Annotated in this window: 11 protein-coding genes; 5 read left to right on the top strand and 6 right to left on the bottom strand. The window is 35.6% G+C overall.

Features of this window, described 5'->3' with window-relative positions; all coding sequences use genetic code 11:
* Genes ACFQ0R_RS12580 through ACFQ0R_RS12570 form a run of 3 tightly spaced genes read right to left on the bottom strand, consistent with a single transcriptional unit; the run spans position 1 to position 4,199 of the window.
* On the bottom strand, positions 1-1,437 hold the full coding sequence (locus ACFQ0R_RS12580; RefSeq protein WP_379658864.1) for a peptidylprolyl isomerase: 1,437 nt from the start codon (positions 1,435-1,437) through the stop codon (positions 1-3).
* Positions 1,418-2,278 carry a hypothetical protein gene (locus ACFQ0R_RS12575; protein ID WP_379658726.1) on the bottom strand — a complete coding sequence of 287 codons (861 nt, stop codon included), beginning with the start codon at positions 2,276-2,278 and terminating at the stop codon, positions 1,418-1,420. The genes ACFQ0R_RS12580 and ACFQ0R_RS12575 overlap by 20 nt, the downstream gene beginning before the upstream one ends.
* The gene (locus ACFQ0R_RS12570; protein WP_379658725.1) at positions 2,268-4,199 is read right to left on the bottom strand and encodes a peptidylprolyl isomerase; all 1,932 of its coding nucleotides are present in this window, start codon (positions 4,197-4,199) and stop codon (positions 2,268-2,270) included. The genes ACFQ0R_RS12575 and ACFQ0R_RS12570 overlap by 11 nt, the downstream gene beginning before the upstream one ends.
* 114 nt (positions 4,200-4,313) lie before the next feature.
* Between ACFQ0R_RS12570 and ACFQ0R_RS12565 the strand changes: the two genes are divergently transcribed.
* Together ACFQ0R_RS12565 and ACFQ0R_RS12560 are read left to right on the top strand one after the other, a co-directional pair.
* On the top strand, positions 4,314-4,766 hold the full coding sequence (locus ACFQ0R_RS12565) for an SRPBCC family protein (RefSeq protein WP_379658724.1): 453 nt from the start codon (positions 4,314-4,316) through the stop codon (positions 4,764-4,766).
* 53 nt (positions 4,767-4,819) lie between these two features.
* The gene (locus ACFQ0R_RS12560) at positions 4,820-5,347 is read left to right on the top strand and encodes an OmpH family outer membrane protein (protein WP_379658723.1); all 528 of its coding nucleotides are present in this window, start codon (positions 4,820-4,822) and stop codon (positions 5,345-5,347) included.
* A gap of 73 nt (positions 5,348-5,420) precedes the next feature.
* Here ACFQ0R_RS12560 and guaB read toward each other — a convergent pair whose 3' ends face one another.
* Positions 5,421-6,887, bottom strand: a complete 1,467-nt coding sequence (gene guaB, locus ACFQ0R_RS12555) for an IMP dehydrogenase (protein WP_379658722.1) — start codon at positions 6,885-6,887, stop codon at positions 5,421-5,423.
* A gap of 475 nt (positions 6,888-7,362) precedes the next feature.
* On the opposite strand from guaB, the gene ACFQ0R_RS12550 reads away from it, so the two are divergent.
* Positions 7,363-16,053, top strand: a complete 8,691-nt coding sequence (locus ACFQ0R_RS12550) for a GH36-type glycosyl hydrolase domain-containing protein (RefSeq protein WP_379658721.1) — start codon at positions 7,363-7,365, stop codon at positions 16,051-16,053.
* A 179-nt stretch (positions 16,054-16,232) separates the two neighbouring features.
* Positions 16,233-18,986, top strand: coding sequence for a cation-translocating P-type ATPase (locus ACFQ0R_RS12545; protein WP_379658720.1), 2,754 nt, complete (start codon positions 16,233-16,235; stop codon positions 18,984-18,986).
* A 279-nt stretch (positions 18,987-19,265) separates the two neighbouring features.
* On the opposite strand, the gene ACFQ0R_RS12540 is transcribed toward ACFQ0R_RS12545, so the two are convergent.
* Positions 19,266-21,452 (bottom strand): amino acid permease, encoded by a 2,187-nt coding sequence (locus ACFQ0R_RS12540; RefSeq protein WP_379658719.1) that lies wholly within the window; start codon positions 21,450-21,452, stop codon positions 19,266-19,268.
* Positions 21,453-21,752: 300 nt separating this feature from the next.
* On the bottom strand, positions 21,753-25,187 hold the full coding sequence (locus ACFQ0R_RS12535) for a methylmalonyl-CoA mutase family protein (protein WP_379658718.1): 3,435 nt from the start codon (positions 25,185-25,187) through the stop codon (positions 21,753-21,755).
* A gap of 176 nt (positions 25,188-25,363) precedes the next feature.
* Between ACFQ0R_RS12535 and ACFQ0R_RS12530 the strand changes: the two genes are divergently transcribed.
* A complete protein-coding gene (locus ACFQ0R_RS12530) occupies positions 25,364-26,272 on the top strand; it encodes a T9SS type A sorting domain-containing protein (protein WP_379658717.1) in 909 nt (302 codons plus the stop codon).
* Positions 26,273-26,855: the final 583 nt, after the last annotated feature.

Below are 26,855 nucleotides of genomic sequence, written 5' to 3'. Positions count from 1 at the left end.
TCATTCTTTTATCCAAGACTTTGCAAACTCGCATGTCTTGTAATCTCCATTTATCTTAATGTAAGTGTCTTTAACTTTTTCTTCTTTCCAGGTATTAATTTCTTTCAGTTTTTTCTGCTGAAGGGCTAGTTCACGAATACGTGTATAGTCTTCGCTAAATTCTGCTATATGTTCCGGTACTTTTTTAGTAACTGTAATCAGTTTAAAAAATACCTTTGCAGTTCTCGGCTCTGTGTCTTTTATAACAGGAGAAACTTCGTTTTCTTTTAAATCTATAACTTGACCATAAATTGCTGGATCTACTTTAGTCAGTTCAAATCTCCTATCTCCTGTAGCGTTATTGATAAGTTGCCCACCGCTTTCTCTTGTTTCTTTTTCATCTGAAACTTCTCTTGCAGCATCTTTAAAACTCACTTTACCGTCAACTATTAATTCTCGGACTTTTTCAATTTCTTCTTCTGCCTTCTCAATAGCCTCAGAACTAATTTCTGGATACAGCAAAATATGTCTTACATCTACTTGTTGTCCTCGTATTTTATCAACTGTCAAAATATGCCATCCGAATTCTGTTTCAAAAGGATTACTTACTTCTCCTTCTCGGAGACTAAAAGCGGCATCTTTAAATTCTTTTACATAATTATCGTCTCTGGTAAGTGTGATTTTTCCACCAGAACTTCTAGAGCCTCTATCTTCAGAATACAAAACAGCTTTGGTAGCAAAACTTCCTCCAGATAACACATCCTCTCTATAAGAATTAAGCTTATCAATAACCGCTTGTCTTTCCTTTTCCCCTACTTTTGGTCTGACTATAATTTGTGCCAATTCTACCTCATCATTGATAAGAGGTATTTCATCTTCGGGAATAGCTTCAAAAAAGTCTCTGGTCTCTTCTGGAGTGATTTCAACCTCATCTACAATAGATCCCTGCATTTCCTCCGCAAGCATTCTTTGCGTATTGATCTCATTGAGTTGTTCTCTTAGTTCAGACTCAGTATCGATTTTATAAAACTCTAGAAGTCTTTCCATACTTCCGACTTGACTTATAAACTGACTTATCTGTTGTTGAGTAAAACTTTCTACTCTTGCTGGATTGAATGGTAAACTGTCCTGCTTTGCGTGGTGAGCAAACAGTTTGTTTTCCATAATAGTCTCTGCAACATCACAATAGGTGATTTCTCCAACCTGCTGATTTTTCATATCTAAGTATGCTTTAGAAATATCACTTTCTAAAACAAGATAATCACCAACAACAGCAGCAACACCATCAATTTTTATTCTGCCATCCTCTGTTACTTTAGTAGCCTCAAGTACTTCTGGAGCAATGTCTGAGTTTTTGAGTAGATTATCTTTTTCATCAACAGTTACTTGAGCAGTAGCCATCAAACTTGTAAATAAAATTACAAGTACTGTAATTAGATTAATAGACTTCAAATTCATTATTTTTTGTAGCATCTTTTGTAATCTCTTTTTCAATTTTCTTAGAAATATTAATTTTCTTTCTGTTGAGCAATATTTGCTCTATTGTAGGCCTAATATAACTTATCGGCGCTTCCTCTTTTCTTTTTAAAGTTGATTTGATAAAAATGTAATATACATCATTTTCATTTTCTATTTCGATAAAATTTTGTGGTTTAAAAAATTCAGACTTATCTATTTGTAAATCTTTACTTTCATTAAATTCTTTGATAGCCTCAGATACTCGAACCCATATTGAGTCATTGAGCGATAAAGATTTGAATTCTAAGGATTTCTCTTGCAATGATAGCATATCTTCAGGATTAAAACGTAAAAACTGGTTTTTTATGTCCTTCAAAGCCTTCATTTTTTTACTTAGCTGCAAATACCGTAATTGAACTAACTCTTCATTGAGCTTAAAATTAGCTTTGTTATTTTGATAATAATCATTTACATCACTAGAATCAATTTTATCTTTCAACTCCCTTTCTATAAGGGCGTCTTTATAGGCTTTCTTAAAGAGTTGCTCTTCGTATCTTTTTGCTAGCTCTCTATAATCAATTTGCTTTTCTTCCGGTAAATTAAGTTTTGCCCTGTCGAGCAATAGTTTATCTGTGGCCCAATTTTGAATATAGCTTTTAGCAGCTATTGTGCTATCTTCTTGAGATAGGTTTTTTGAAATATTACTATCAAGCTCCTCAAATGAAAGGTAATGGGTATTTACCCTAGCAACATATCCTGTATTTTCTTTTTCTGAAAAAAAAGAACAGGCCCCTAAAGCAAACGAAAACAAAATCAATACTATTAAGTGTTTATTTTTCAAGTTCTTCTTTTAATATTTTTAGTACTTCATCATTAATTAATACATCATAGTTTTTTCTCAATTCTGAAATAACATGCTCTTCTTTTTCTTCTTGAAGGATACTTATAATTTTACCATTCACCTCTTTAAATTCTGGAATTCTGGGAATTTCAACTTCTATAACATTCATTATCATAAACTGGTCCAAATGCTTATATATTTTACTCCATCCTTCTTTAAATTTAAATTTCTTTGGAAGTTTTTGTGAATCTTTAGCTAGTGTTACTTCTTCAGCAATGATATCGTCTGGCATTTCAATAGCCAAAGTGTCAGCGTTTCTTCTATTTCCCAATTCTGACTTTAGAGCTTTAAGTGACTTTTTATCCTTGGAAGAGTATAGTTGACCTTTTGCTTTTGCAGGAATAGTAAACTCCTTTTTGTTATTTTTATAATATTCTATTTGTGCTAAAGAATCTTTGGATACTGGTTCCCAAACCTTGGTTCTCATGTAATCAAAAATCAAAATTCCATTTTTATACTCCTCGATCTTCTTTCCAAATTCTTTATCAATCTCTGGCAGTTTAGTCTTATGGTAATCAAGAAGTTCACTATAGACTAAATCATCAATCGCATTTTGTAGAACAATCTTGTTTGCTGGCAATTTGGATAAACTGCGTTGCTGCCTTTCTAAATACTCTCCGAAGGTTTTATAATCTACCTTATTTTCTTCAACTCGAAAAATATAATTTGAAGTCGAATTTTCATCAGCTTCATATTTCCACTTACCTTCTGCAAAGTTTTCACTCATTAACTCCAAAAAATGTTTCTCACCATCCTCATAAATTTCTACCTCATATAATTCCTCTAAGTCCTTTTTGATTTTAGAAACCAATAACTTAGAGCGAGAAGAACTCTTTAGCTTTTTTTTATAGTCATCTTTCACCTCCTCGTAAGGCTGTAAAGGTATTGTTTCAATTAGTTTGACTATATGCCAACCAAATCTCGTCTTGAAAGGTTTAGTAAAGTCGCCTTCATTTTCAAGCTCGTAAGACATGTTTTCATAGACTTTTGAATTTAATCCTCCTAGACTAAATAAGGAAACATAACCTCCACTGCTAGCCGTATTAGGATCCTGGCTATATTTTATTGCCAATTCATGAAAGTCTTCACCATCTTGTAATCGCTCATAAATCTTCTGAATTCTAACTTCTGGATCCTGAAGTGAATCACTAGGAAGTAACATAATATGAGCTGTTTTCAGTTGACCTTTGGATGGTCGCTCTCCAGTCTTTTTTATGATATGGTAACCAAAATCGGTTTTCACAGGGTCAGAAACTTCGTCAACTTGAAGATTATATGTCGCATCTTCAAACTCGTAAACCATTTTAAAAGTATTAAACCAATTAAGGTCTCCTCCATTAACTTTAGCCGAAGGATCATCAGAAAACTGTTTCGCTAAACTTTCAAAATCTTCACCATTTTCAATACGCTTTTTTATCATCAAAGCTTTTTGATAAACAGCCATTGTATCCTCTTCCGATTTAGGAAGGTTTAATAAGATATGACTAGCTCTAACTTCAGTTTTGGTTCTGTCATAAGTTTCTCTCACCATGGCTTCGGTTACTTCACCATTTGAAATATAATTATCTGCTATTTGCTTATAATATCTTCCAAACTCCTTTTTAAAAGAAGGAAGAGTATCTAGTTGGTGAGCATGAGCAGATTTTAACTTTAGATGAAAATTGATAAAACGATCAAGGTGATCTTCAACAGACTCAGTAGTTGAAGTGATTAGATCAGCATTTTTTTGATAAGAGTTTACAAATTCTTCAACCTTATATTCATTATTATTAATTTTAAAGAGAACTTCATTATTAACTTGAGCATTGGTTGCAAAAACAAAACATATGAGACATACACAAATACTGAAAAGTGATTTCATACTGAAGATTTTGAGCGCAAAAGTAAGAAAAATGCCAATGCACACAATGTTTAAGTTTTTTAAAAAAAGTGCCTTACTTTCTCAATTTTAGAAAGATAAACCTAATCTTGCCATATGAAATATGCCACAACAATCATCATCAATAAACCCATAAAAGAAATTATTGAAGCCTTTGAAGACCCTGATTTGCTTCCACATTGGCAACGAGGTCTTAAACGTAGTCGAGTCATCAGCGGTAAAAATGGTGAAGTAGGCAGTAAGAGAAAACTTTATATCAATATGGAAGGTCAATCTATAAAAATGACTGAAACCATATTGAAAAAAGATCTCCCAGAAGAATGGCATGGGAAATATTCCTCGAAAGGGATGGAGAGCATTCAAAAAAATTATTTTGAATCCTTGAGTGAAAATAAAACGAAATGGACCTCCTACAGTGAATTCAAGTTCTCTGGGTTCATGAAACTAGTGAGTAAAATACTACCAGATATATTTAAAAAAAGATCAATACTAGTACAGCAAGACTTTAAAGCTTTCATAGAAGATGGTAAAAGCGTGAAAACAAATTAAGTAAGGTTTGTTTTATTATATATATTGACTTTATTTGTAAAAAAATAAAAAAAATGAAACACATAATTTGTATTGCTTTACTGATTTTTAGCTTAAGTTCTTTTGCACAAACTAAAGTTGGTACCGTTAATAATGAATACATCCTGTCTCAGATGCCAGAGATAAAAGATGTTGAAGAAAAACTAAAGGTTTATAGTGCAAAACTAGATAGCACTATACAAGAAAAGTATACTGCCTATCGTGAAGTTGTTGCTGAGTACAACGAAAAAGATCAAGAAGGCATGAACGATGTGATGAAAAAAATAAAGCAAAAAGAAATTATTGATCTTGAAGAAGATCTTAAGAAATTGCAACAAAATTCATCACAAATGTTACAGCTACAACAAGATGAATATCTAAGACCATTATATAATAAAATAGGTACAGCTATAGAAGCAATTGTAAAAGAAGAAGGTTTTACTCAAATTTTTGATGAAAACAACAGCATCATTTACATAGATCCAAAATTTGACATCACCCTTAAGGTTCTTAAGAAATTAGGGATTGAAGTAAAAGAAGATGCAGAAGTTATCCCAGAATAAATTAGTAAACCATAGAATCGAAAAAGCTCGAAATTTACATTTCGAGCTTTTTATTTAATATATGAATTATAATTTATCTACTATAATTTGGTGCTTCCTTAGTAATTGAAACACTATGAGGATGACTTTCCATAACTCCTGAAGCTGTGATTTGCACAAATTCTCCATTCTCTTTAAGCGTTTCAATGTCTTTAGCACCGCAGTACCCCATACCAGCTCTTAGGCCACCGATAAATTGCACCATACTTTCTACTAACTCACCTTTATAAGGCACTCGACCTACAATTCCTTCTGGGACTAATTTTTTAATGTCGGCTTCCACATCTTGGAAGTATCTGTCTTTAGATCCTTTGTCCATAGCTTCTATAGAACCCATTCCACGGTAAGATTTGAATTTTCTACCTTCATAAATGATGGTTTCTCCAGGAGATTCCTTAGTCCCTGCTAAAAGTGAGCCTAGCATCACACAATCAGCTCCACCTGCGATAGCCTTGGGAATATCACCTGTATAACGTATACCTCCATCAGCAATTACAGGAACACCAGAGCCCTTTAAGGCCTCTGCCACTTCCATTACAGCAGAAAGTTGAGGTGAACCTACACCTGCTACAATTCTTGTGGTACAAATAGAGCCTGGACCTACTCCTACTTTGACAGCATCTGCCCCGGCTTCAACCAAATACATAGCTGCTTCAGCAGTGGCAATATTTCCAACTACAACATCTAGTTTTGGAAATTCATTTTTAATCATTTTTAAAACATCAACCACGCCTTTAGTGTGACCGTGAGCGGTATCAATTACTACAGCATCTACACCTGCTTTTACCAAAGCAGAAGCTCTTTCTACTATATCATTGGTCACACCCAGTGCTGCTGCTACACGCAATCTTCCGTATTGGTCTTTATTTGCAGAAGGCTTTTGAGTTAATTTAGTGATGTCTCTAAAGGTAATAAGCCCAACCAGTTTGTTGTCTTTATCGACAACAGGGAGTTTTTCGATTTTATGCTTTTGCAAAATAACCTCAGCTTCTTTAAGAGAAGTCCCTTCGCTTACAGTGACTAAGTTTTTTGTAGTCATAACTTCTTTGATAGGTCTATCGTTTTTTTGCTCAAAACGCAAATCACGATTGGTAACAATCCCTATCAACCTATAAGAATCGTCAACGATAGGAATACCGCCAATACTGTGTTCTCTCATACTGTCATTAGCATCCTTCACAGTTGCGGTAATTGGCAAAGTAACAGGATCTATGATCATACCACTTTCTGCACGCTTCACTCGCCTTACTTTGAGTGCTTGTTCATCAATCGTCATATTTTTATGAAGAACACCTATACCTCCTTCCCTAGCAATTGCAATGGCCATCCTAGATTCTGTGACCGTGTCCATGGCAGCAGAAACTATGGGAACATTAAGGCTTATATTTTTCGTGAATTTGCTTTGTATACTAACTGTCCTTGGAAGAACGTCTGAATAAGCAGGAACCAAAAGAACATCGTCGTAGGTAAGTCCAAGTCCTTTTACTTTTGAATTTGTCATTGCAATTAGATTTAATTGCGTGCAAAAATACATAATTTGTACTCAAACAACTGACACTTTAAGGTTTAGTTTTGAAGGTGGAAATTTAGAAATGAAAAGCGATAGCCTTTTCGAATATTTCTGAATAGTTTTTTTTCAGATCTTAATTTTGCTTTTTATAGAGATTGATAAAATTTAAAATAAGTTTGAGTTAAGAATTGTCATGCTTCCTTAGCAATAAAAACTTACAGTAAAATAAAATTCTGATTTAAAAATTCCTCACAATCATTAATCCTTAAAAATCAGAGGATTATAAAAATATAATAGCACTTATTTAATTAAGTTTTATTATTTTTAACAAGACTACTGGTTTTGTTAAAGAATAAAGCTTGAGATCTGTAATTGAGTTTTGATTTAAATATTGATCAGAATTTGATTAGTTGAAGAATTTATTGACAGAAAACGCGGGGTATACCAGCTTTCAATTATTATATATATGAAAGATAAACAGACAGTTTCGTTCAACATCAGTTTTCTGAAAGAGAGTGCCATCAATTTGGCCAAAACTCATAAGGTTTCAACTACTTACCGTAATCCGAAACCTATTAAGCCAATTCTTCAAGATTCAAAACAGATTCTAAATGAAACTTATCGAACACTTTCTAAAAGGTTGAAATCTGAAAAAGAAATTTCATCAGCATCAAAATGGCTACTGGATAATTTTTATATTATTCAGGAACAGATTGTTGAAATTTCTGTTGATTTTCCAAGAGCATATCAAAAATCTATTCCCGTATTATTGGAAGGTGAGTATAAAGGTTATCCCAGAATTTATGAAGTAATACGCAACATACTTATTCATACTGATAATGTTTTAGATAATGAAGTCTTGTTGGAATATATACGGTCATATCAGGAAGAAGAGACGCTCAAGTTGGGTGAGCTTTGGGCCATTCCCATTATGATTCGCTTATTTCTTATACAAATGTTGGCAGAAAAAGCCTCACATATTCTGGATCAAAAAAAAATCTTAAATGAAGTTGACGAATTCATAAAAGAGATTGATAATAAAAATCTGCAGGAACCTGGAGTATTTTCTCATGCTATATCAAATTGGATAAGAGCTAGATCAGGAAAATTGGGGTTGTTATACCTTATAGAGTTATATAATCATCTATTTTCTACAGGCCTGCTTGAAGAAGAGCAAAAACGTTGGTTCAATTACCGCATAAGTAAATATAATGTAGTCCTGGAAGATGCAATTACTTTAGAAGCAAAAAAACAGTCAAGGCTTCAGTTAAATATTCAAAATGCAGTCGTCTCCTTGCGAGAAATAACTGAAACGGATTGGTCAGATTTTGTGGAGGATTGTTCTGTAATAGACCGTATTCTTATGATGGACCCTGCCGAGCAATACTCAGCAATGGACTTTCAAACAAGAGACAGGTATCGACAAACCATTGAAAAATTGAGCAGAGGTTCAAACCTTTCAGAAACCGAGGTTTCAAACTGTGCTTTGCAATTAGCAAAAGAACAGGCAAAGAAAAATCCCAAAGCTGATAATGGGCCGTTACCAGATAATAGTCGTGTTATGCAACATATCGGTTATTTTCTTATAGGTGATGGATATGATGAAATTACTAAAAAAGTTGGATATTCATTTCCTATAAGGGAAAGATTTATCAGACTCTTTGAAAAACATTTCCACTTATACCTAATAACACTTTTCTGTTTTACAATACTATTTGTGTGGGTTTTATTAAAGATGACTGGTGCAATTAATTCTTCAATATCAGTTTTAGCAATTGTAATTCTTGTAGCTTTTTTTCCAGCTCTTGATTTTTCAATAACGCTTATAAACAGGGTTTTCAACATTTTGCTATCACCAAGAGTACTTCCGAAAATGAATTATAGGAAGAAAATACCCACTACATCAAGGACACTTGTGGTTATCCCTACAATGGTAACCTCCAGAGATGATGTTTTGCATCAAATTGAAAATTTAGAAATTCATTCTTTAGCAAACCCTGATTACACCCTTCAATTTGCTTTGCTTACAGATTTTAGAGATGCAAGTGAAAAAAGTTTGGAAGGCGAAAATGAAATCTTGAAAACAGCCGAAAATGCAATTAATGATTTAAATAACAGACATTCATCAGAGTATGGAAATCGGTTTTTTATACTCCATCGGGAACGCTTATGGAATAACGTGGAAAATGTCTGGATGGGATGGGAAAGAAAACGAGGAAAACTGGAAGAATTAAATTCATTGATTTGTAACCCAACTTCAAAAACATCTTATACGTTTATTACAGGTGATTTTTTGAATTCATTAAGTTCAAATCCAGTCCAATTCGTAATCACTCTTGATGCTGATACAAAATTACCCCCTGATTCAGCAAAAAAACTCATAAGTACAATTGCTCACCCACTTAACAGGGCATGGTATGATCCTAAAAAGAATAGAATTACCAGAGGCTATTCAATTATACAACCGCGTATTTCTTTTTCTCCAGAATCGGCTAGACATACATGGTTTTCAAAAATATTCTCAGGAAATGTAGGGATAGATCCTTATTCTGCAGCTGTATCAGACATTTATCAAGATTTATCAGGAGAAGCAATTTTTACTGGTAAAGGAATTTATGATGTCAAGGTTTTTAATCAAGTTTTATGTAAAAAATTTCCAGAAAATAGAATACTTTCCCATGACCTTCTTGAGAGTGGTTACTTAAGAGCAGGACTTGCCACCGATATTGAATTGTTTGATGATTATCCTAGCACTTATAATAGTTATACCAGAAGGTCTCATAGATGGGCTAGAGGTGATTGGCAAATTGCTGCATGGCTTTTTTCTAAAGTTCCTGGACAAGACGGGGAAAATCGAAATCCATTAAACCTTCTGTCAAAATGGAAAATATTTGACAATCTTCGAAGATCATTGAATTTTTTATTCTTAACTATTTTCTTTATTGCTGGATTATTCTTGTTGCCGGGTTCATGGTGGATTTGGATTGGAGCAACTCTAGGAATCTTGGCGTTTCAAATATATGTAAACCTATCGAGCGATCTGTTAAACCGGCCTGCCAGAGTAGGATGGCAACTTTATATGGAGAAAGTTATCGATAATCTGAAAATAAACACAGTTCAGACTATATCCACGGTTATAATTTTTCCTCATCAAGCATTCAATCAATTGGATGCTGTTTTGAAATCCTTGTATCGACTATTTATATCAAAAAAAGGGTTACTTGAATGGGAAACAGCTTCTCATTCTGAAGGTGAAAGTCCAAATTCGCTAATTTCCTATCTTCGTTTAATGGTAATTCCTATATTATTGGGTGTTGCCATATTCATAACCGCTATAGCAATTGCACCATCTTATCTATGGTTTGTCACTCCATTTTCACTATTTTGGGTGGGATCGCCATTTTATGTTTGGTATATCAGCCAACCTATAAAAAAACGATTTACGACAGTAAATGAAAAAGACCGGCAAAGACTTCGTATGTATGCCCGTCGTACTTGGTTTTATTTTGAACGTTTTGTTAATGAAGAACATAATTGGCTCCCTCCAGATAATTATCAGGAAGATCCACCGCTACCGATTGTTGAAAAAACCTCTCCTACTAATATGGGTTTGGGACTGGTATCCAATCAGGTAGCATATAATATGGGCTATATAACGATAGGTGAATTATTAGAAAGGCAACAAAAATCATTACAGGCTATAAATTTACTCGATAAATATAATGGTCACTTTTTTAACTGGTATGAGACACGGCTTGGAGAAGTTTTGAACCCCAGATACATCTCCACTGTAGATTCAGGAAACCTGGCTGCGAGTTTAATTGTTGTTAAAGAAGCAATTGAAGAGGTAATGAACACAAGAGGTATCAACAAAAATATTTTAGGCGGTTTGCAGGATTCCCTCCTTACGATAAGAGAAATTTTTGATGAGTATAATAACAAGAATCTACTTCCTGAAAATTCCTTTAATCAGGTTTCTCATTTTACAAATTTAATGCTTGAAAAACTAAGTTCTGAAGCAAAATTAAATCATCACACAAATCTTGATCTACTTAGAGATTTGAAACAAGACGCTGTAAACTTAAGTGCTGTAAACCTTCTTTCTACCGACGACTTGATGGATGACAGAAAAACCAGGAATATGCTATTTTGGATTGAAAGTCCATTAAAGCTAATTAAAAAAGCAATTGCTGAACACAAATGCCTGCTCGTTCCAGAAGAGATTAATGTGCATGCTTATTCTCCTCGTGAATTAAGCATTTTACTTAAGGATAATTACAATAATCGAGATTGTTATCAGCTATTGGAAAAATGGCAAAATCTAGCTAATAATATTATATCACTTTCAGAAAAAATGATTGAGGATATGGATTTTTCTTTTCTATATCTTAAAAAAAGAGGCTTGTTCAGTATTGGTTATAACCTAGATACAGCTCAACTGGATAAAGGCACCTATGACCTCTTGGCAAGTGAGGCAAGAATCGCCTCTTATATTGCTATTTCAAAAGGAGATGTTCCTGTTGAGCACTGGTTTCGATTAAGCAGAAGGCTAACTAAAATTAATCGTGAAGAAATTTTGCTCTCCTGGGGTGGAAGCATGTTTGAATACTTAATGCCATTACTTTTTATGCGTTCGTTTCAAGATACTATATTAAGCCATACTTATAAAAATGTAATTAATTGGCAAAAAGTATATGGCAACAAACGGGATCTTCCATGGGGTTTTTCTGAAAGTGCTTATTATTTTCTCAATATCGATATGCAATACCAATATCGCTCATTTGGAGTACCCGGGCTTGGATTAAAACGTGGCTTGGCGGACGAGTATGTTGTGTCACCTTATGCTTCTTTGCTTGCCCTTATGGTGGATTCTGAAATTTCAATTCAAAATTTAAAAAGAATTGAAAAATCTGGCGGTTTAGGACTCTTGGGGTTCTACGATGCCATTGATTACACCCCCTCACACATGTTGGCTGACGAACCCTTTAAAATAGTAAAAATATTTATGGTTCATCATCACGGCATGAGCCTGATAGCACTTGATAATTTTCTCAATGGATGGACTATAAATAATAATTTCCATGCTGACTCTTCAGTAAAAAGTTTAGAACTTATTTTACAGGAAAGAATACCCAGAGGAGTACCTATCAAAGAACCGCACCCTATTGATGCTGAACTTGAACCCAGAGTGAAATCGTCTGCAAGCAGTACAGCAGAACACTCTGGAATAAATGAGCTCGACATAAGTCCCCCAAGATTACATACTCTCGCAGATGGCAATTTCTCTGCGATGGTAACTCATGCAGGCACAGGTTACTCAGTTTCAAATGGCATCATGACAAATTCCTGGAAACCTGACCCCACTGAAGATCCTCTTGGATTTTTCTTTTACATTAAAGATACAGAAAATGGTAAATTTTGGTCTGCAATGCATCAACCAGTTAAACGAAAACCAGACAGATATGATACCTGGTTTCACAACGGTAAAATTGAATGTTCTCGGGTTGACGATTGGATTGAAACAACCTCTGAAATTTGTGTTTCTGTCGATCACCAAATCGAACTCAGAAGACTAACTCTAACCAACTATTCTGATCGCGAACGTATTCTTGAGATATCTAGTTATGCTGAAATTGTGCTAAATAGGATAGTTGATCATAATGCGCATCCCACATTCTCTAAACTATTTGTAGAAACGGAATATTTACCAATGCACCATTCTATTTTGGCTAAAAGAAGACCACGTAGTAAGGAAGAAAAACCAATTTGGCTCGTTCATACTATTGCTTGCAATGAACATGACCAACCTAATTCGCTGGAATTTGAGACAGAAAGATCAAATTTTATTGGTAAAGGCAGAACTTTAAGCAATCCAACGGCAATGGATGACGGAAACCGTTTTAAAGGTTCCCAAGGAAATGTATCAGATCCGATCGTTAGCTTCCGAAAAAAAGTTAAGCTTAATACCGGACAAAAAATCAAAATTTCATTCGGTCTTGGCTTTGCCAGATCAAGAGATGAGGCTATACAAATGGCTGATATTTATGACAGCCAGCAAGCTGTTAACAGGGCTTTTGATCTTGCTGCCGTACATGGGCCGGTGCAGTTAAATCATATTGCAATAAATAGCAGACAGGCACACTACTTCCATAAACTGTCTTCTTATATTTACTATGCAGACCCCTTGTACAGGACAAATAAATATCTGCTTCAACTCAATCAGAAAAAACAGCATGACCTTTGGCCATATGGAATATCTGGTGATTTTCCATTGGTTATATTCCGAATCAATGATACCAAACAACTTAAACATGTGAAATCTTTATTCAAGGCACATGCTTTCTGGAGAATGCGAGGTATAGAATCTGAACTGCTTATTATAAATGAACATGCCCCTGGGTATATAGATGAAGTACAAGATGCAATTCAGTTAGCTATTGAGTCTTCACTTGAGCGGGATGTTTTCAATAAAAGAGGAGGTGTATTTACATGTAGGGCTGATAAAATCAAAGAGGAAGATTTCACGCTCTTATTCAGTGTAGCTCACGCTATTTTTGACAAAAACTTACCTGATTTTTCAAAAACAAAAGAATCTGCAGAAACCAATTCATGGTATATCGAAGGTGAAAAAACAAAGTATTCTCCCCTAAAAGAATCAGAGATTATAACAGATGATTTATTTAAGGAAAAACAGCATAAACTGCAATTCTTTAATGGATATGGTGGGTTCTCTGAAGATGGAAAAGAATATCATATTCTGATTAAAAAAGATCCAGATACTGGCTTTCATATTTTTCCTCCCCTACCATGGATTAACGTAATTGCAAACAGCCAATTTGGTTTTACAGTTTCTGAGCGTGGCGCTGGTTATACCTGGAGTGAAAACAGCAGGGAAAATAAACTAACATCATGGTCTAATGATCCGATTACAGATTTGCACTCTGAAGCGTTTTACATTAGGGATGAAAAAACAAAGAAATACTGGTCACCTACACCTGGTCCTGTTGTTGGTCCAGGATTTTACCATGTCACACACGGGTTTGGTTTCACAAGCTTCCATCTCACTTCTAATAATCTAGATCAAAAACTTATACAATTCGTTCCTGAAAATGAATCCGTAAAAATTTCTAAACTCATTTTGAAAAACACCGGAAGTGAAATACAGAAACTTTCTGTATTCAGGTATTTAGAGAGGGTTTTAGGTGTTGAAAGAACAAGCGCTTCCCGATTTGTTATTCAGGAAGCTTCTGATGATGGAAAAACTATATACGCAAGAAACAATTACAATAATGAATTTGCAGGGAGAACCGTATTTACTTCGGTCATCAATTCTTTACAAGATTCTAGTTATCGTTTCACAACAGACCGTCAGCAATTTATTGGAAGAAATTGCTCTTTGGACAAGCCACTTGCGATCACTTCAACAGAATTTCTTGAAAACAGAATTCAGACAGGGGGTGATTCTTGTTCCGCAATTCAAACTATTTTTGAGTTAGCTTCTGGTGAAGAAGTAACTCTCATCTTTCTGGAGGGAGAAACCCAAACAAGAAATGAAGCAGATTCGATCATTCAGTATTATTCGGACATTACACAGGCAGACACGGAGCTTCAAAATATCAAGGGCTTTTGGAGAAAATTGCTTTCAAAAATTCAAGTCACAACACCAGATAAATCCTTGGATGTGATGATGAATGGTTGGTTGATGTATCAAACCATATCCAGCCGAATTTGGGCACGTACCGCTTTTTATCAGGCTGGAGGAGCATTTGGCTTTAGAGATCAATTGCAGGACGCCACTGCCGCAATGTATGTAAACCCCCAATTGTGCCGTAAACAAATTTTGCTGCATGCCAGACATCAATTTAAAGAAGGGGATGTACTGCATTGGTGGCACCCTCCAACAGGGAGAGGAATTCGTTCCAAAATTACAGATGACCGTCTCTGGCTGCCTTATGCGGTAGAGTTTTATTTACAATCTACAAATGATGAATCTATCCTAAAAGAGGAATTAACCTATATTTTTGCACGAGATCTTAAGCCTTCTGAACATGAAGCCTACCTGCATCCAAATACACTTCAAGATAAAGGTACACTTTATGAACACTGTTGTAAGGCCATTGATATTTCACTTCAATTTGGTATTCATGATCTACCTCTGATAGGTGGAGGAGATTGGAACGACGGTATGAACCGAGTGGGTGAAGAAGGAAAAGGAGAAAGTGTATGGCTTGGATTTTTTATCTATTATATTTTAATACGATTTGAAAAAGTTTGCCGGATAATGAATGATATTTCTAAGGCAGATGAATACAACACTTTAGCAGCAGATCTTAAAGAAAAACTCAACACAGAAGGCTGGGACGGAGAATGGTATTTAAGGGCATTTTATGACGATGGGACACCTCTTGGTTCTTCAAAAAATAATGAATGCAGAATAGATGCTATCTCTCAAGCTTGGTCTATTTTTTCAGAAGTTGCTTCTGAAGAACGAAGCAAACAAGCATTGACTGCTGTAGAAGAAAATCTAGTTTCTGAAGATGACGATTTAATTCGTTTACTCACACCTCCATTTAATAAAACTGATAAAGATCCAGGTTACATCAAAGGCTATATTCCGGGAGTTAGGGAAAATGGCGGACAATATACACATGCAGCCTTATGGACAGTCAAAGCATTTGCAGAAATGGGGTATGGAGAAAAGGCTGTTCATTATTTGAATATGATAAATCCTATAAATCATTCACTTAACCAGGAATCAGCAGATAAGTACAAGGTAGAACCTTTTGTTGTAGCAGCAGATGTTTACGGTGAAGCCCCACTTACAGGAAAAGGTGGCTGGACTTGGTATACTGGTTCAGCTGGATGGATGTACAGAGTTGCATTAGAATCTGTCTTAGGCTTGCAATTAAATGGCGACTCCATTTTGTTGAAACCTTCCATTTCTAAAAGTTGGAAAGAGTATAGTATTGATATGGTTTTAGATAACAACAAAACAACTTATTCTATTACTATAGAAAATCCAGAAGGACTTCAGTCGGGTATGCTTGAAGGAAGCATTGATGGAGAATATGTAACTTTCAAAAATTTACCTGCAATTATCCCCATAAAAAAAGACAAGCAAAGACATGAAGTTATGTTGACAATTAAAAAGGTATAATTTAAAATAATTATATATTTTTATTCATTTAACTCATAATCGATTAATTATTTTTTTATATAACAGGTTGTATTCAAAACTAGATTTCAGAACTAATAAGAGTAATAATACCAAAGATAAATTACATGTTTTGTACTTCTTACGGTCTGATTCATGAAACTCAACTAACTTCTAATTAGATGGCAGAAAATAACAGCGGAAGTCCTCTCGAAGATGCATATCGCAAAGAATGGAAAGAAATTGTAGAGTACCTTTCTACCAACCTTGAAAAAGGCCTTTCCATCGAGGAGGCAAAGAAAAAACTCGAAGAGCACGGACCTAATAAACTCAAAGAACAAGAAAAACGTTCTATTTGGGAAATCATGATTTCTCAAATCAATAATCCAGTTATTTATTTGCTTACAGTTGCTTCAATAGTTGCATTTATTTTTGGAGACACACCTGAAGCAATTGCTATCCTCATAGTTCTTCTTTTAAACACAATTATAGGGTTTTGGATGGAGTTTCAAGCTCAAAAGTCGATGGAAGCCATTAAAGAAATGGATAAAATTCGAGCTAATGTAATTAGAAAGGGTAAAAAAAAACAAATTGATGCAGAAGAAGTAGTTCCTGGTGATATACTTATCGTAGAATCTGGTGATTTTGTCTCAGCAGATGCACGCATAATTGAAGCCACTGAGTTACAAGTGGATGAATCTCCACTCACAGGTGAGTCGGTTCCTGTAAGCAAAAATGCTGAGGTTTTAAAAGAAGAGCTGCAGGTAGCAGACAGAATAAATATTCTTCATAAAGGAACAGCTGTGACTGGAGGCAAATCCAAAGCTATAGTGACTAAAACTGGAATGGAAACAGAAGTCGGCAATATTTCTGCTTTGGTTCAAGATCAAAACGAAAAAGAAACCCCGCTCAATCAAAAACTCAACAAATTAACCCGTAGCCTCATTTGGGTTATTTTAGGTATGGCAGCTGCTTTTTTTGTATTGGGATGGATTGCAGGAAAAGAGATCTACCAGCTCGTCCAAACTGCTATCGCTTGGTCTATTGCTGCAATTCCTGAAGGCTTACCTATTGTAGCTAGTATTGCTCTAGCGAGGGGTATGTTCCGATTATCCAAAAAAAATGTGCTCATAAAACAACTTGGAGCTGTAGAAACACTTGGCGAAACCACAGTTATTTTTACTGATAAAACAGGAACCTTAACCGAAAATAAACTTACGGTTAATACCTTTCAATTCCCCGAGCAAGATATTACCAAAGTGGAATGGGAAAAAGGAAATCCACCTAAGCTAAAAGGTTCCAAAGACATAGCTAAGAATAAAAACTTGAGGCAGATCCTTAAAATTTCTGTATTAGCTAATGATGCCTCTTTAGATAATGATGAAGATGATTCCTCTAAAAAAGAGAAGGGCAATCCAAAAGGAAAAATTAAAAAATCTAAGGCTAGCGGAGATCCTCTGGAAATTGCTTTATTACAGTTTGTGGAAGGGTTTGATTCAGATTTTTATCAGAAAAACAAAAAACTCAACCGAGAGCTTCATGATCCATTCGATTCAGAATCGATGATGATGGGAGCAGTTCATAAAACTGAAGAAGGTTTTTACATTTCTGGGAAGGGCTCAACAGAAGCAATTCTTAAACGATCCAAAAGTATTCTGATAAATGGAGAAGTAAAAAACATTACAGAAGATGATAAAAAGGAATGGGAAGATAAAAATAATGTTCTTGCAGAAGACGGTTTGCGAGTACTTTCCTTTGCATTTAAGAATACGGATTCCCTACCAGACGGAAAAGAAGAAGAAGATTTCTTACAAGATCTAGTTTTTGTTGGCCTAATTGGATTTTTAGATCCTCCAAGAAAAGAAGTAGCAGATTCTATAGAAACAGCAAAAAAAGCAGGAATAAAAGTAGTTATGGTCACTGGTGACCATCCTGGCACTGCCTTTAATGTGGCTAAACATACTCATCTATGTGAAGAAGAAGCGGTAAAGGATAAGGTTGTTCTCCATGGGAAGAATCTGCAAGTAGAATTGAAAAAGAAAGGCAATGAAAAAATTAAAGACACGCTTGTCTTCTCTAGAGTAGATCCAGGACAAAAACTCAGTTTGATAAAACACTATCAAAAAGAAGGAGAGATTGTTGGCATGACAGGAGATGGTGTAAATGATGCCCCGGCTCTTAAAAAAGCTGACATAGGTATTGCTATGGGGAGAAGAGGAACTCAGGTAGCTCAGGAAGTTTCTGATGTGGTTCTGAAGGACGACGCTTTCGGTTCTATTGTGGAAGCTATCAGGGAAGGTCGTATCATCTTCGGTAACATACGCAAATTTGTTGTATACCAATTATCCTATCATCTTGCTGAGATCTTTATTATTGCCTTGATGAGTTTTACACTTTTTATACTGCCTATTTTACCACTGCAACTTCTTTTACTGAATTTGCTCTCAGATGTATTTCCTGCACTTGCGCTAGGAATTGGAAAAGGAACTTCTAAAGTCATGCAAATGCCTCCCAAAGATCCTAAAGAACCTATTCTTGCCAAAAAAAGTTGGAGACAGATTATAGTTTATGGAGTCATCATTGCTATACCAATAAGTGGTGCTTATCTCTATTCCCATTATGTCTGGGGAGAATCTGAAGCTATAAATAACAATATTGCTTTTTTTAGTCTTGCTTTTTGTCAGTTTATCCATGTCTTTAATATGCGTGGAGCTAATGAAAATTTCTTCAATAACCAGGTGACTCGTAACAAATGGGTATGGATGGCTATTGCATTGTGTTTTGCTGCTGTAATGACATCTTATTTTGTTCCAGCGTTGGCTTCTATTTTTTCTTTTCAGCAACTCGAATCGAAAATCTGGATACTCATCGCAATTGCAAGTATCACGCCTACTGTGATTATACAGAGCATCAAAGCTATTTGGAAGGAATTTTAAAGTTTAGTAGTTATAATACAAAAATTAGCCATTAGTCTTATTTGCAGTTGATAGTAATGGGCTTTCTGAAATATATAACATGTGTCTTATTATTCAGCGATCATTTTACTGGGTCTTTTTTACTAATTATGACCGGGTTTTCCCTCCTGGCTCTGTAATCAATTTTTTGTCAATTTATATAAGTCCGCTTATAAGCTTTGTAAAGTGTTCGCTCGTTTCTAAATACTCTAACTATTCAGCAAAATCTTTATCCTGCATTCTTATCTCAATAGTTTTTCTCTAAACCAATGCATTGATTTGCGAAGAGTCCAAACAAAAAAGGCCTGAGATTCTGGATGAATTCACGAGCTCAACCATATCTTCAATTTTCATATCCTCAAATGTGGTAAAAATATTAATATCTGCGCTCCGACCTCTGGCAACATGCTCTTTCAAATCCCCTTGCCTCACGTCCAGATTTGTATTTTTCGGAAATCTCACCATATAATTTAATCTCTTTATATCATCTGAAGTAAAACAATTCTCCTCTTCACAAACGACATGAACATTGAGCGTTCCTTTCCAGTTTTGAGACATGAGAATTGATGTCAAAATTGACAAATTATTATTCCCAATGTCAAAAGATTCTTTCCAGTCTGACGGAATATTTTTTAACCAAAGGTGAATACTTTTCTCTATAGCCAGGCTTGCCGTAGAATAGGGAATATACAAAAGCATACCGTAATCATTCTTGCGCGTATCCTGATACAACTTATTTATATTTTCTGGCACATAATCGGAAGAATCCAAACTTACAAAGATTGTATTTGGTTTAAAAAAGGCTGCATTTAAGGATTGCATACTTGCATTTACGGTGGGATTAAAGCCTTCATTATCGACCATGGTATAAGAAGCCGATAATTTCAGCTCAGAAAATTTTCTGACTGATTTTATGACAAATGACTGGAGATACCTCTGCTCTTTTTCATCTGTATTTTTCAGCAGCAAAATCTTTGCCGACCCTTGAGGCTTTATGATAGAATAAATGAGTTTAAATGAACTTCTTAAGTCCTTAGCTCTTATAACAGGAACCAACAGGTCCGGCCGCCAGGACCTTACCTCCTTCTCTTTTCTTAGCTCGTTGCTCTTCTTTGTAGCCCATTCTGCTAAAGCTGTAAACAAACCACTTCTGGAGTCACCAGCTTCAGATTTAAGCCTCAGGCTCATCAGGTATAAATAAAAAACAATGATGAATACCAGTGAAAAAATAGCTACCATAACGTTTAAAATAAACATCATAGCAATAGAACCCAAAGCTCCCAGAGCAGGAATAATCATACTCAGCCTGAGTGTAGGTCTAAAGCTGGGTAAATTGAGAGATTGCTCTATCAAAACTATAACATTGACCATAGCGTAAGTAATCATGAAAAACATAGTAATTAAAGGAGCAATGGTATTAAGATTTCGAAGTGACAATCCAATAATAACAATGACTGCTGTAATTAACATGGCATGTACGGGCTCACCTCTTCGTGATGATCGCTTAGCTATAAATTTACTTTTGGGTAGAATATTTTTTTCGCCTAAAGCAAGTAAAATTCTTGGTGCTCCCACAAATGAGCCAAGTGCAGAAGATAAAGTTGCACCCAGTAAACCGGCTAAAACAATAGGAGGATATAGTGATTTTTCAATGAAAATATTATAATTGTTCACAAGTTCCTCTGGACTTGCAATTAAAGCTGCTACAAAAGCAAGAGAGATGTATATTATCGTAGTCAAAACCACTGATGTAAGTGTACCATATGGAATGCTTTTTCGGGGATTGGTCAGGTCTCCAGACATATTAGCCCCTGCCATGACGCCTGTAACAGCCGGAAAAAACACCGCAAATACTATCCAAAAAGAATCACCTCCCGTACCATCGCCAGAGCCTGCAAAATCTCCGATCCATTGAAAGTCATAATTTAAATCATGAATAAAAAGTGATCCAAAAATAGAAACCAGAGAGAGCACTATAATTCCTAAAATAATATACTGGATTTTAAATGCGAAACTTGTGCTGATAAAAGCAATCACCATGATTACCGAAAAAACAGCTGCATCAAGTATCAAAGGATTAAACTCTGGTAAAAGCATTTGTAAACCTTCTCGAAACCCGAAAACATACATAGCAACAGCAATGGCCTGAGCAAAATAGAACGGTATACCTATGGCACCGCCTATTTCTACTCCCAAAGATTGAGAGATTAAACTAAACGCTCCCCCACTCCCAATACGCACATTGGTTGTAATAGAGGACAAACTCAGCGCTGTGGTGAAGGTGATTGCAACTGCAAGTAAGACAATACCAATAGCACCGCCAACTCCTGCATTACCTACCACCCAGGAGTATCGAATGTACATTATCACACCTAAAATTGTGAGCGTAGTTGGTGTAAATACACCAGCAAAAGTACCAAAGGTTTTTTTACTTTGTTCCGAATTCAAATCAGTCTTTATTTAAGCAAATTTTATTCAAGGTATTGCATGTACAATACTTATCAGATTATTAAAATTATGATTTTTAACCTAAACTCAAACAGTGAAAAAAATAAAATCTGCTTTATTTTAAATCTTTTGAAAAACTCTGTGTGAGGGATTGCAGTGGTTAACCATAAAAAAAGCCTGCCCCTGAAAGATATCATCAGGGGCAGGCTTTTTTATAATATCTCGAAATCACTTCATTCATCTGAATAAGCGATTCGTACCCATTTTACAAGCTTAAGCTTGCAAAATAGAGCCCTCAGTTTACATATTTCTACGGTACTGGCCACCGACTTCAAACAAGGCTTCAGTGATTTGTCCCAAAGAACAGTACTTGGTGGCTTCCATCAATTCTTCGAACATGTTCTCATTCTTGATAGCAGCTTCCTGAATGCGTTTCAGCTGATCCTGTGCTCTGTCTTCATAAACATGATGCAACTTGGTAAGGGTGTTGATCTGGTATTCTTTTTCCTCTTCAGTAGCTCGGATGACTTCCCTTGGTTTTACCGTTGGCGAACCTTTGGAACTCAAAAATGTATTCACTCCAATAATTGGGAATTCTCCCGTGTGTTTAAGGGTTTCGTAATGCAGACTTTCCTCTTGAATTTTGCTGCGCTGGTACATGGTTTCCATAGCGCCAAGCACCCCGCCGCGCTCTGTAAGCCGGTCAAATTCCAGCAATACAGCTTCCTCGACAAGATCTGTCAATTCTTCTATGATAAAAGAACCCTGAATTGGATTTTCATTTTTGGCAAGCCCTAATTCTTTATTGATAATCAGCTGAATTGCCATAGCACGTCTTACCGACTCTTCTGTTGGTGTGGTGATCGCTTCATCGTAGGCATTGGTGTGTAACGAATTACAGTTATCGTAAATCGCATATAGCGCTTGTAGGGTCGTACGGATATCATTAAAGTCGATTTCCTGGGCATGAAGCGATCTTCCTGAGGTCTGGATGTGATATTTCAACATCTGTGCTCTCGAATTCGCACCATACTTATCTCGCATAGCCTTAGACCAGATACGTCTGGCCACTCTGCCAATCACCGCGTATTCCGGATCGATTCCGTTGGAGAAAAAGAAACTCAGGTTAGGTCCGAATTTATTGATGTCCATGCCTCGGCTCAGGTAATATTCAACGTATGTAAACCCGTTGGAGAGAGTCAGAGCCAGTTGCGTAATTGGGTTAGCCCCAGCTTCAGCAATGTGGTAACCCGAAATAGAAACCGAATAGAAGTTTCTGACTTTGTTATTTATAAAATACTCCTGAACATCCCCCATTAAACGGATCGCGAATTCAGTTGAGAAAATACAGGTGTTCTGAGCCTGGTCTTCTTTTAAGATATCAGCCTGAACCGTACCTCGAACCACGGCGATGGTTTCCATTTTGATTTCATGGTAAACATCTGCAGGCAACACCATATCCCCAGTAACCCCAAGTAGCATCAATCCAAGTCCATTATTTCCTTCTGGAAGTTCACCCTGATAAGTTGGACGCTCGCTGCCGTTTTCTTGGTATATCTTTTTGATCTTGGCTTCAACTTCTTTTTCTAGACCGTTTTCCTTGATGTATTTCTCACACTGCTGATCGATGGCTGCGTTCATAAAAAAACCGAGCAGCATAGGCGCTGGTCCGTTTATAGTCATACTCACAGAGGTCATGGCATCAGCCAGGTCGAATCCGGAGTAAAGTTTTTTGGCATCGTCCAGACAGCAAATAGAAACTCCTGCATTACCGATTTTTCCATAGATATCTGGTCGGTGGTCTGGATCGTTTCCGTAAAGCGTCACAGAATCAAAAGCTGTGGACAAACGTTTTGCTGGTAAACCAGCACTTACGTAATGAAATCTTCGGTTTGTACGTTCAGGGCCACCTTCTCCTGCAAACATTCTCGTAGGATCTTCTCCAGTTCTTTTGAATGGGTAAAGCCCTGCTGTATAAGGAAATTCTCCTGGTACGTTTTCTTGCAATAACCATTTGAGCAAATCTCCCCAAGCTTTGTATTTTGGTAGAGCTACCTTAGGGATTTTAAGATGTGAAAGAGACTCTGAGTACGTATCAATTTTAATTTCTTTGTCTCTTACTTTAAAGGTATAAACCTCATCGGTATATTTCTGAACAACATTTTCCCAATCTAAAATTTTCTCCCAGTTGTATGGATCGAAATCCATTTTTACTCGATCGAATTCTTTTTTGAGCAGATCGACTAAAGTTTCATTTTCTGAAGTAGTTGCTTCTTTCAAATGCGCTTCTTCGATCCCATTTTTATCTAATTCAAGTTTAGAATCAGTCGCGCTTTCAAGAGTTTTGAAGATTCCGTAAAGCTTTTGTGCGACTTCCACTTGTGAGTTTGCTTTTTCATCGTAAGAACGGTTGTTTTCTGAAATTTCTGAAAGGTAACGTGTTCTTGCAGGTGGAATCACAAATATTTTCTCCGACATCTCATCGGTGATTTGGTAATCACTTTTGAGTGATGTAGATGTTTTTTCTGACAATTGATCCATGATCCTTTTGTAAAGAACATTCATTCCAGGATCGTTAAATTGAGAAGCAATAGTTCCATAAACAGGTAAGGTTTCTGGTTTGGAATCCCACAGATTGTGATTGCGCTGGTATTGCTTTTTCACATCTCTTAAGGCATCTTTGGCACCACGTTTATCAAATTTATTGATAGCTACTAAATCAGCAAAATCCAACATATCAATTTTTTCTAGCTGAGTTGCTGCACCAAATTCTGGGGTCATGACATAAAGTGAGACATCAGAATGGTCTAAGATTTCAGTATCACTTTGTCCAATACCTGAAGTTTCTAATATGATAAGGTCATAGTTGGCCGCCTTCATAACTTCCACAGCTTCCTGAACGTATTTAGACAATGCCAGGTTGGATTGTCTTGTTGCTAACGAACGCATATACACTCGCGGAGAGTTGATGGCGTTCATGCGAATTCTGTCCCCAAGCAGGGCTCCGCCCGTTCTTCTTTTGGAGGGGTCTACTGAGATAATCCCGATTTGTTTATCTTCAAAATCAACTAAAAATCGACGAACCAACTCGTCGACTAGAGAAGATTTTCCAGAACCACCGGTCCCAGTAATTCCTAAAACTGGTACTTTATTTTTATTATTTTTTTGAATAGATTCAAAAACCTCTAAAAATTCATCGTGTCGATTTTCAGCAAGTGAAATCAATCTGGCGATGGTGTTAACGTCTTTTTGATCTAAATTTTCTTTGGTTTTTTCAGGAGCTTTCAGTTTAGGCGTTGGATAATCAGCTTGTTTGACCAAGTCATTAATCATGCCCTGCAATCCCATTTCACGCCCATCGTCAGGAGAATAAATTCTGGTAATCCCATACTCCATCAACTCTTCAATTTCTTCTGTAAGGATAACTCCACCTCCACCACCAAAGATTTTAATGTGCCCTGCTCCTTTCTCCTGAAGCAAATCATACATATATTTAAAATATTCGTTGTGACCTCCTTGGTAAGAAGTCATGGCAATCGCATTCACATCTTCCTGAATAGCAGTATTAACGACTTCCTCAACACCTCTATCGTGTCCAAGATGAATCACTTCCACTCCAGTGGATTGAATAATGCGTCGCATCACGTTGATAGCAGCATCATGGCCGTCAAATAAAGAGGCGGCAGTGACAATTCGAATTTGATGTTGTGGGGTATATGGTTTTTGTTGCTCCATTATGATATTAAATTATATATAGATTTTGCGGTGTGAAATTACGAAATATTCAATTTAAAGCTGAGGATTTAAGGTTAGAATAACGAAATAATAAGTTTACCAGTATTCTAAAGTGATTAAACATTTAATACAAAAAATACTATATTTGTAAATAAATTAATTTAAATATCATAATTATGAAAAAAGTTTACTTATTTATTCCGTTATTATTTTTAATAACAAACATGAATTCACAAATCATTGATGATGATTTTGAGAGTTACAATCTAGGTCCCATGGAGCAACAAAATCCTAGTGTCTGGAGAACGTGGTCGGATGGATATTTACCAGAGGAGAGTATAGAAGTAGTTTCAAACCAATCATTCTCAGGGTCGAAATCTGGATTTATTGGAGCTGGTCCTGGACCACAAGATGCTATTTTAGATTTAGGAAACTTAACTACTGGTCAATACACATTACAATTTAAGATGTATCTTCCAACTGGCAGAGGTGGATATTTCAATATCCAAGGTGAATTACCTAATGGTACCATTACAGGCGTGTTTAATTCTGGAAATATAACATTCAATCCTGATGGGATTGACCCTGGAGTTGGAGTTGACGACCAAGGAGGATATGAATTCAATTATCCAGAAAGACAATGGTTTGATGTATCAATATTTTTCGACTTAGACGCAAGTCCTGCTCCAACATATCAATTAACAGTCGATGGAGTAGTAGCTAATCCAACACCAGCTGCTTTTCAAGCTGATGCTGTTTTAGGAGGTATTGACTTTTTTGCTGTTGATGCAAATAATAATTATTACATTGATGATATTTTATTTGATGAAGGAACTCTTTCCTCAACGGATTTTAGTTCACTTAAAATTAGTTCATATCCAAACCCCGTGGTGGATAAATTAAACATTGTTGCTTTGGAAACAATTGATAAAATCAATGTTTTCAATATTTTGGGTCAAAATGTAGTATCTCAAGCACCTAAAAGTTTAAATGCAGAAGTTGATTTTAGTAATTTAAATTCAGGAACTTATCTAGTAGAAATTTCAATTGGAAACCAAAAAGCTGTTAAGAAGATTATTAAATAACTTGATTTTTTCAAATAAATGAATTTTGAATAAACCAAAATAAGCCTGCAATAGAATTGCAGGCTTATTTATTTAATGCTCTATTTAACTCATAAGTGCAATAAACTTATTTTTAGTCTTCATAAGGTTTTATAATTAAACTTTCTAATATAATAGGGCTGTAATTTAGTAATCTTTCTATTTTTATTCTCTGTTCTTATATGTTCCTTAGTTTGATTTTCTTATGAAAAAAATCTCCTAATAAAACCTATTCTATTTTTCACTACGCCTTTACCTTGAGAGGTATAAAGTATTGAAACAAATATTTACCTTAAGCAACTCTTCTATTTCATAGTGCTTAGCAAACTCTTTGCCGTTATCAAAAGTTAAGTTTTGATACTCTTTTTTTTTGAACAGTCTTGTGGTTTGCCTTTCATCTTGATCCTGAATAAAATGATTGATTTTGGTTAACCAATTTCAGGAAAAGACAATTTTCGATCTTGAGAAAAACGAACCTGAATTATCTTACATTATGGCTAAGATCTGTTTTAATTTGAGCATAATCAACTAAAGACTCAAAATGATATACTCCCCATTTAAAAAT

Source organism: Psychroflexus salinarum (genome assembly GCF_042677225.1).
GTDB classification, from domain to species: domain Bacteria; phylum Bacteroidota; class Bacteroidia; order Flavobacteriales; family Flavobacteriaceae; genus Psychroflexus; species Psychroflexus salinarum.
This window is presented reverse-complemented; position numbering and strand designations above follow the sequence as displayed.

Coding starts and splice junctions, on each gene's coding strand:
- ACFQ0R_RS12580 (WP_379658864.1), bottom strand. CDS start 1,437: ATGAATTTGAAGTCTATTAATCTAATTACAGTACTTGTAATTTTATTT.
- ACFQ0R_RS12570 (WP_379658725.1), bottom strand. CDS start 4,199: ATGAAATCACTTTTCAGTATTTGTGTATGTCTCATATGTTTTGTTTTT.
- ACFQ0R_RS12565 (WP_379658724.1), top strand. CDS start 4,314: ATGAAATATGCCACAACAATCATCATCAATAAACCCATAAAAGAAATT.
- ACFQ0R_RS12560 (WP_379658723.1), top strand. CDS start 4,820: ATGAAACACATAATTTGTATTGCTTTACTGATTTTTAGCTTAAGTTCT.
- guaB (WP_379658722.1), bottom strand. CDS start 6,887: ATGACAAATTCAAAAGTAAAAGGACTTGGACTTACCTACGACGATGTT.
- ACFQ0R_RS12550 (WP_379658721.1), top strand. CDS start 7,363: ATGAAAGATAAACAGACAGTTTCGTTCAACATCAGTTTTCTGAAAGAG.
- ACFQ0R_RS12545 (WP_379658720.1), top strand. CDS start 16,233: ATGGCAGAAAATAACAGCGGAAGTCCTCTCGAAGATGCATATCGCAAA.
- ACFQ0R_RS12535 (WP_379658718.1), bottom strand. CDS start 25,187: ATGGAGCAACAAAAACCATATACCCCACAACATCAAATTCGAATTGTC.
- ACFQ0R_RS12530 (WP_379658717.1), top strand. CDS start 25,364: ATGAAAAAAGTTTACTTATTTATTCCGTTATTATTTTTAATAACAAAC.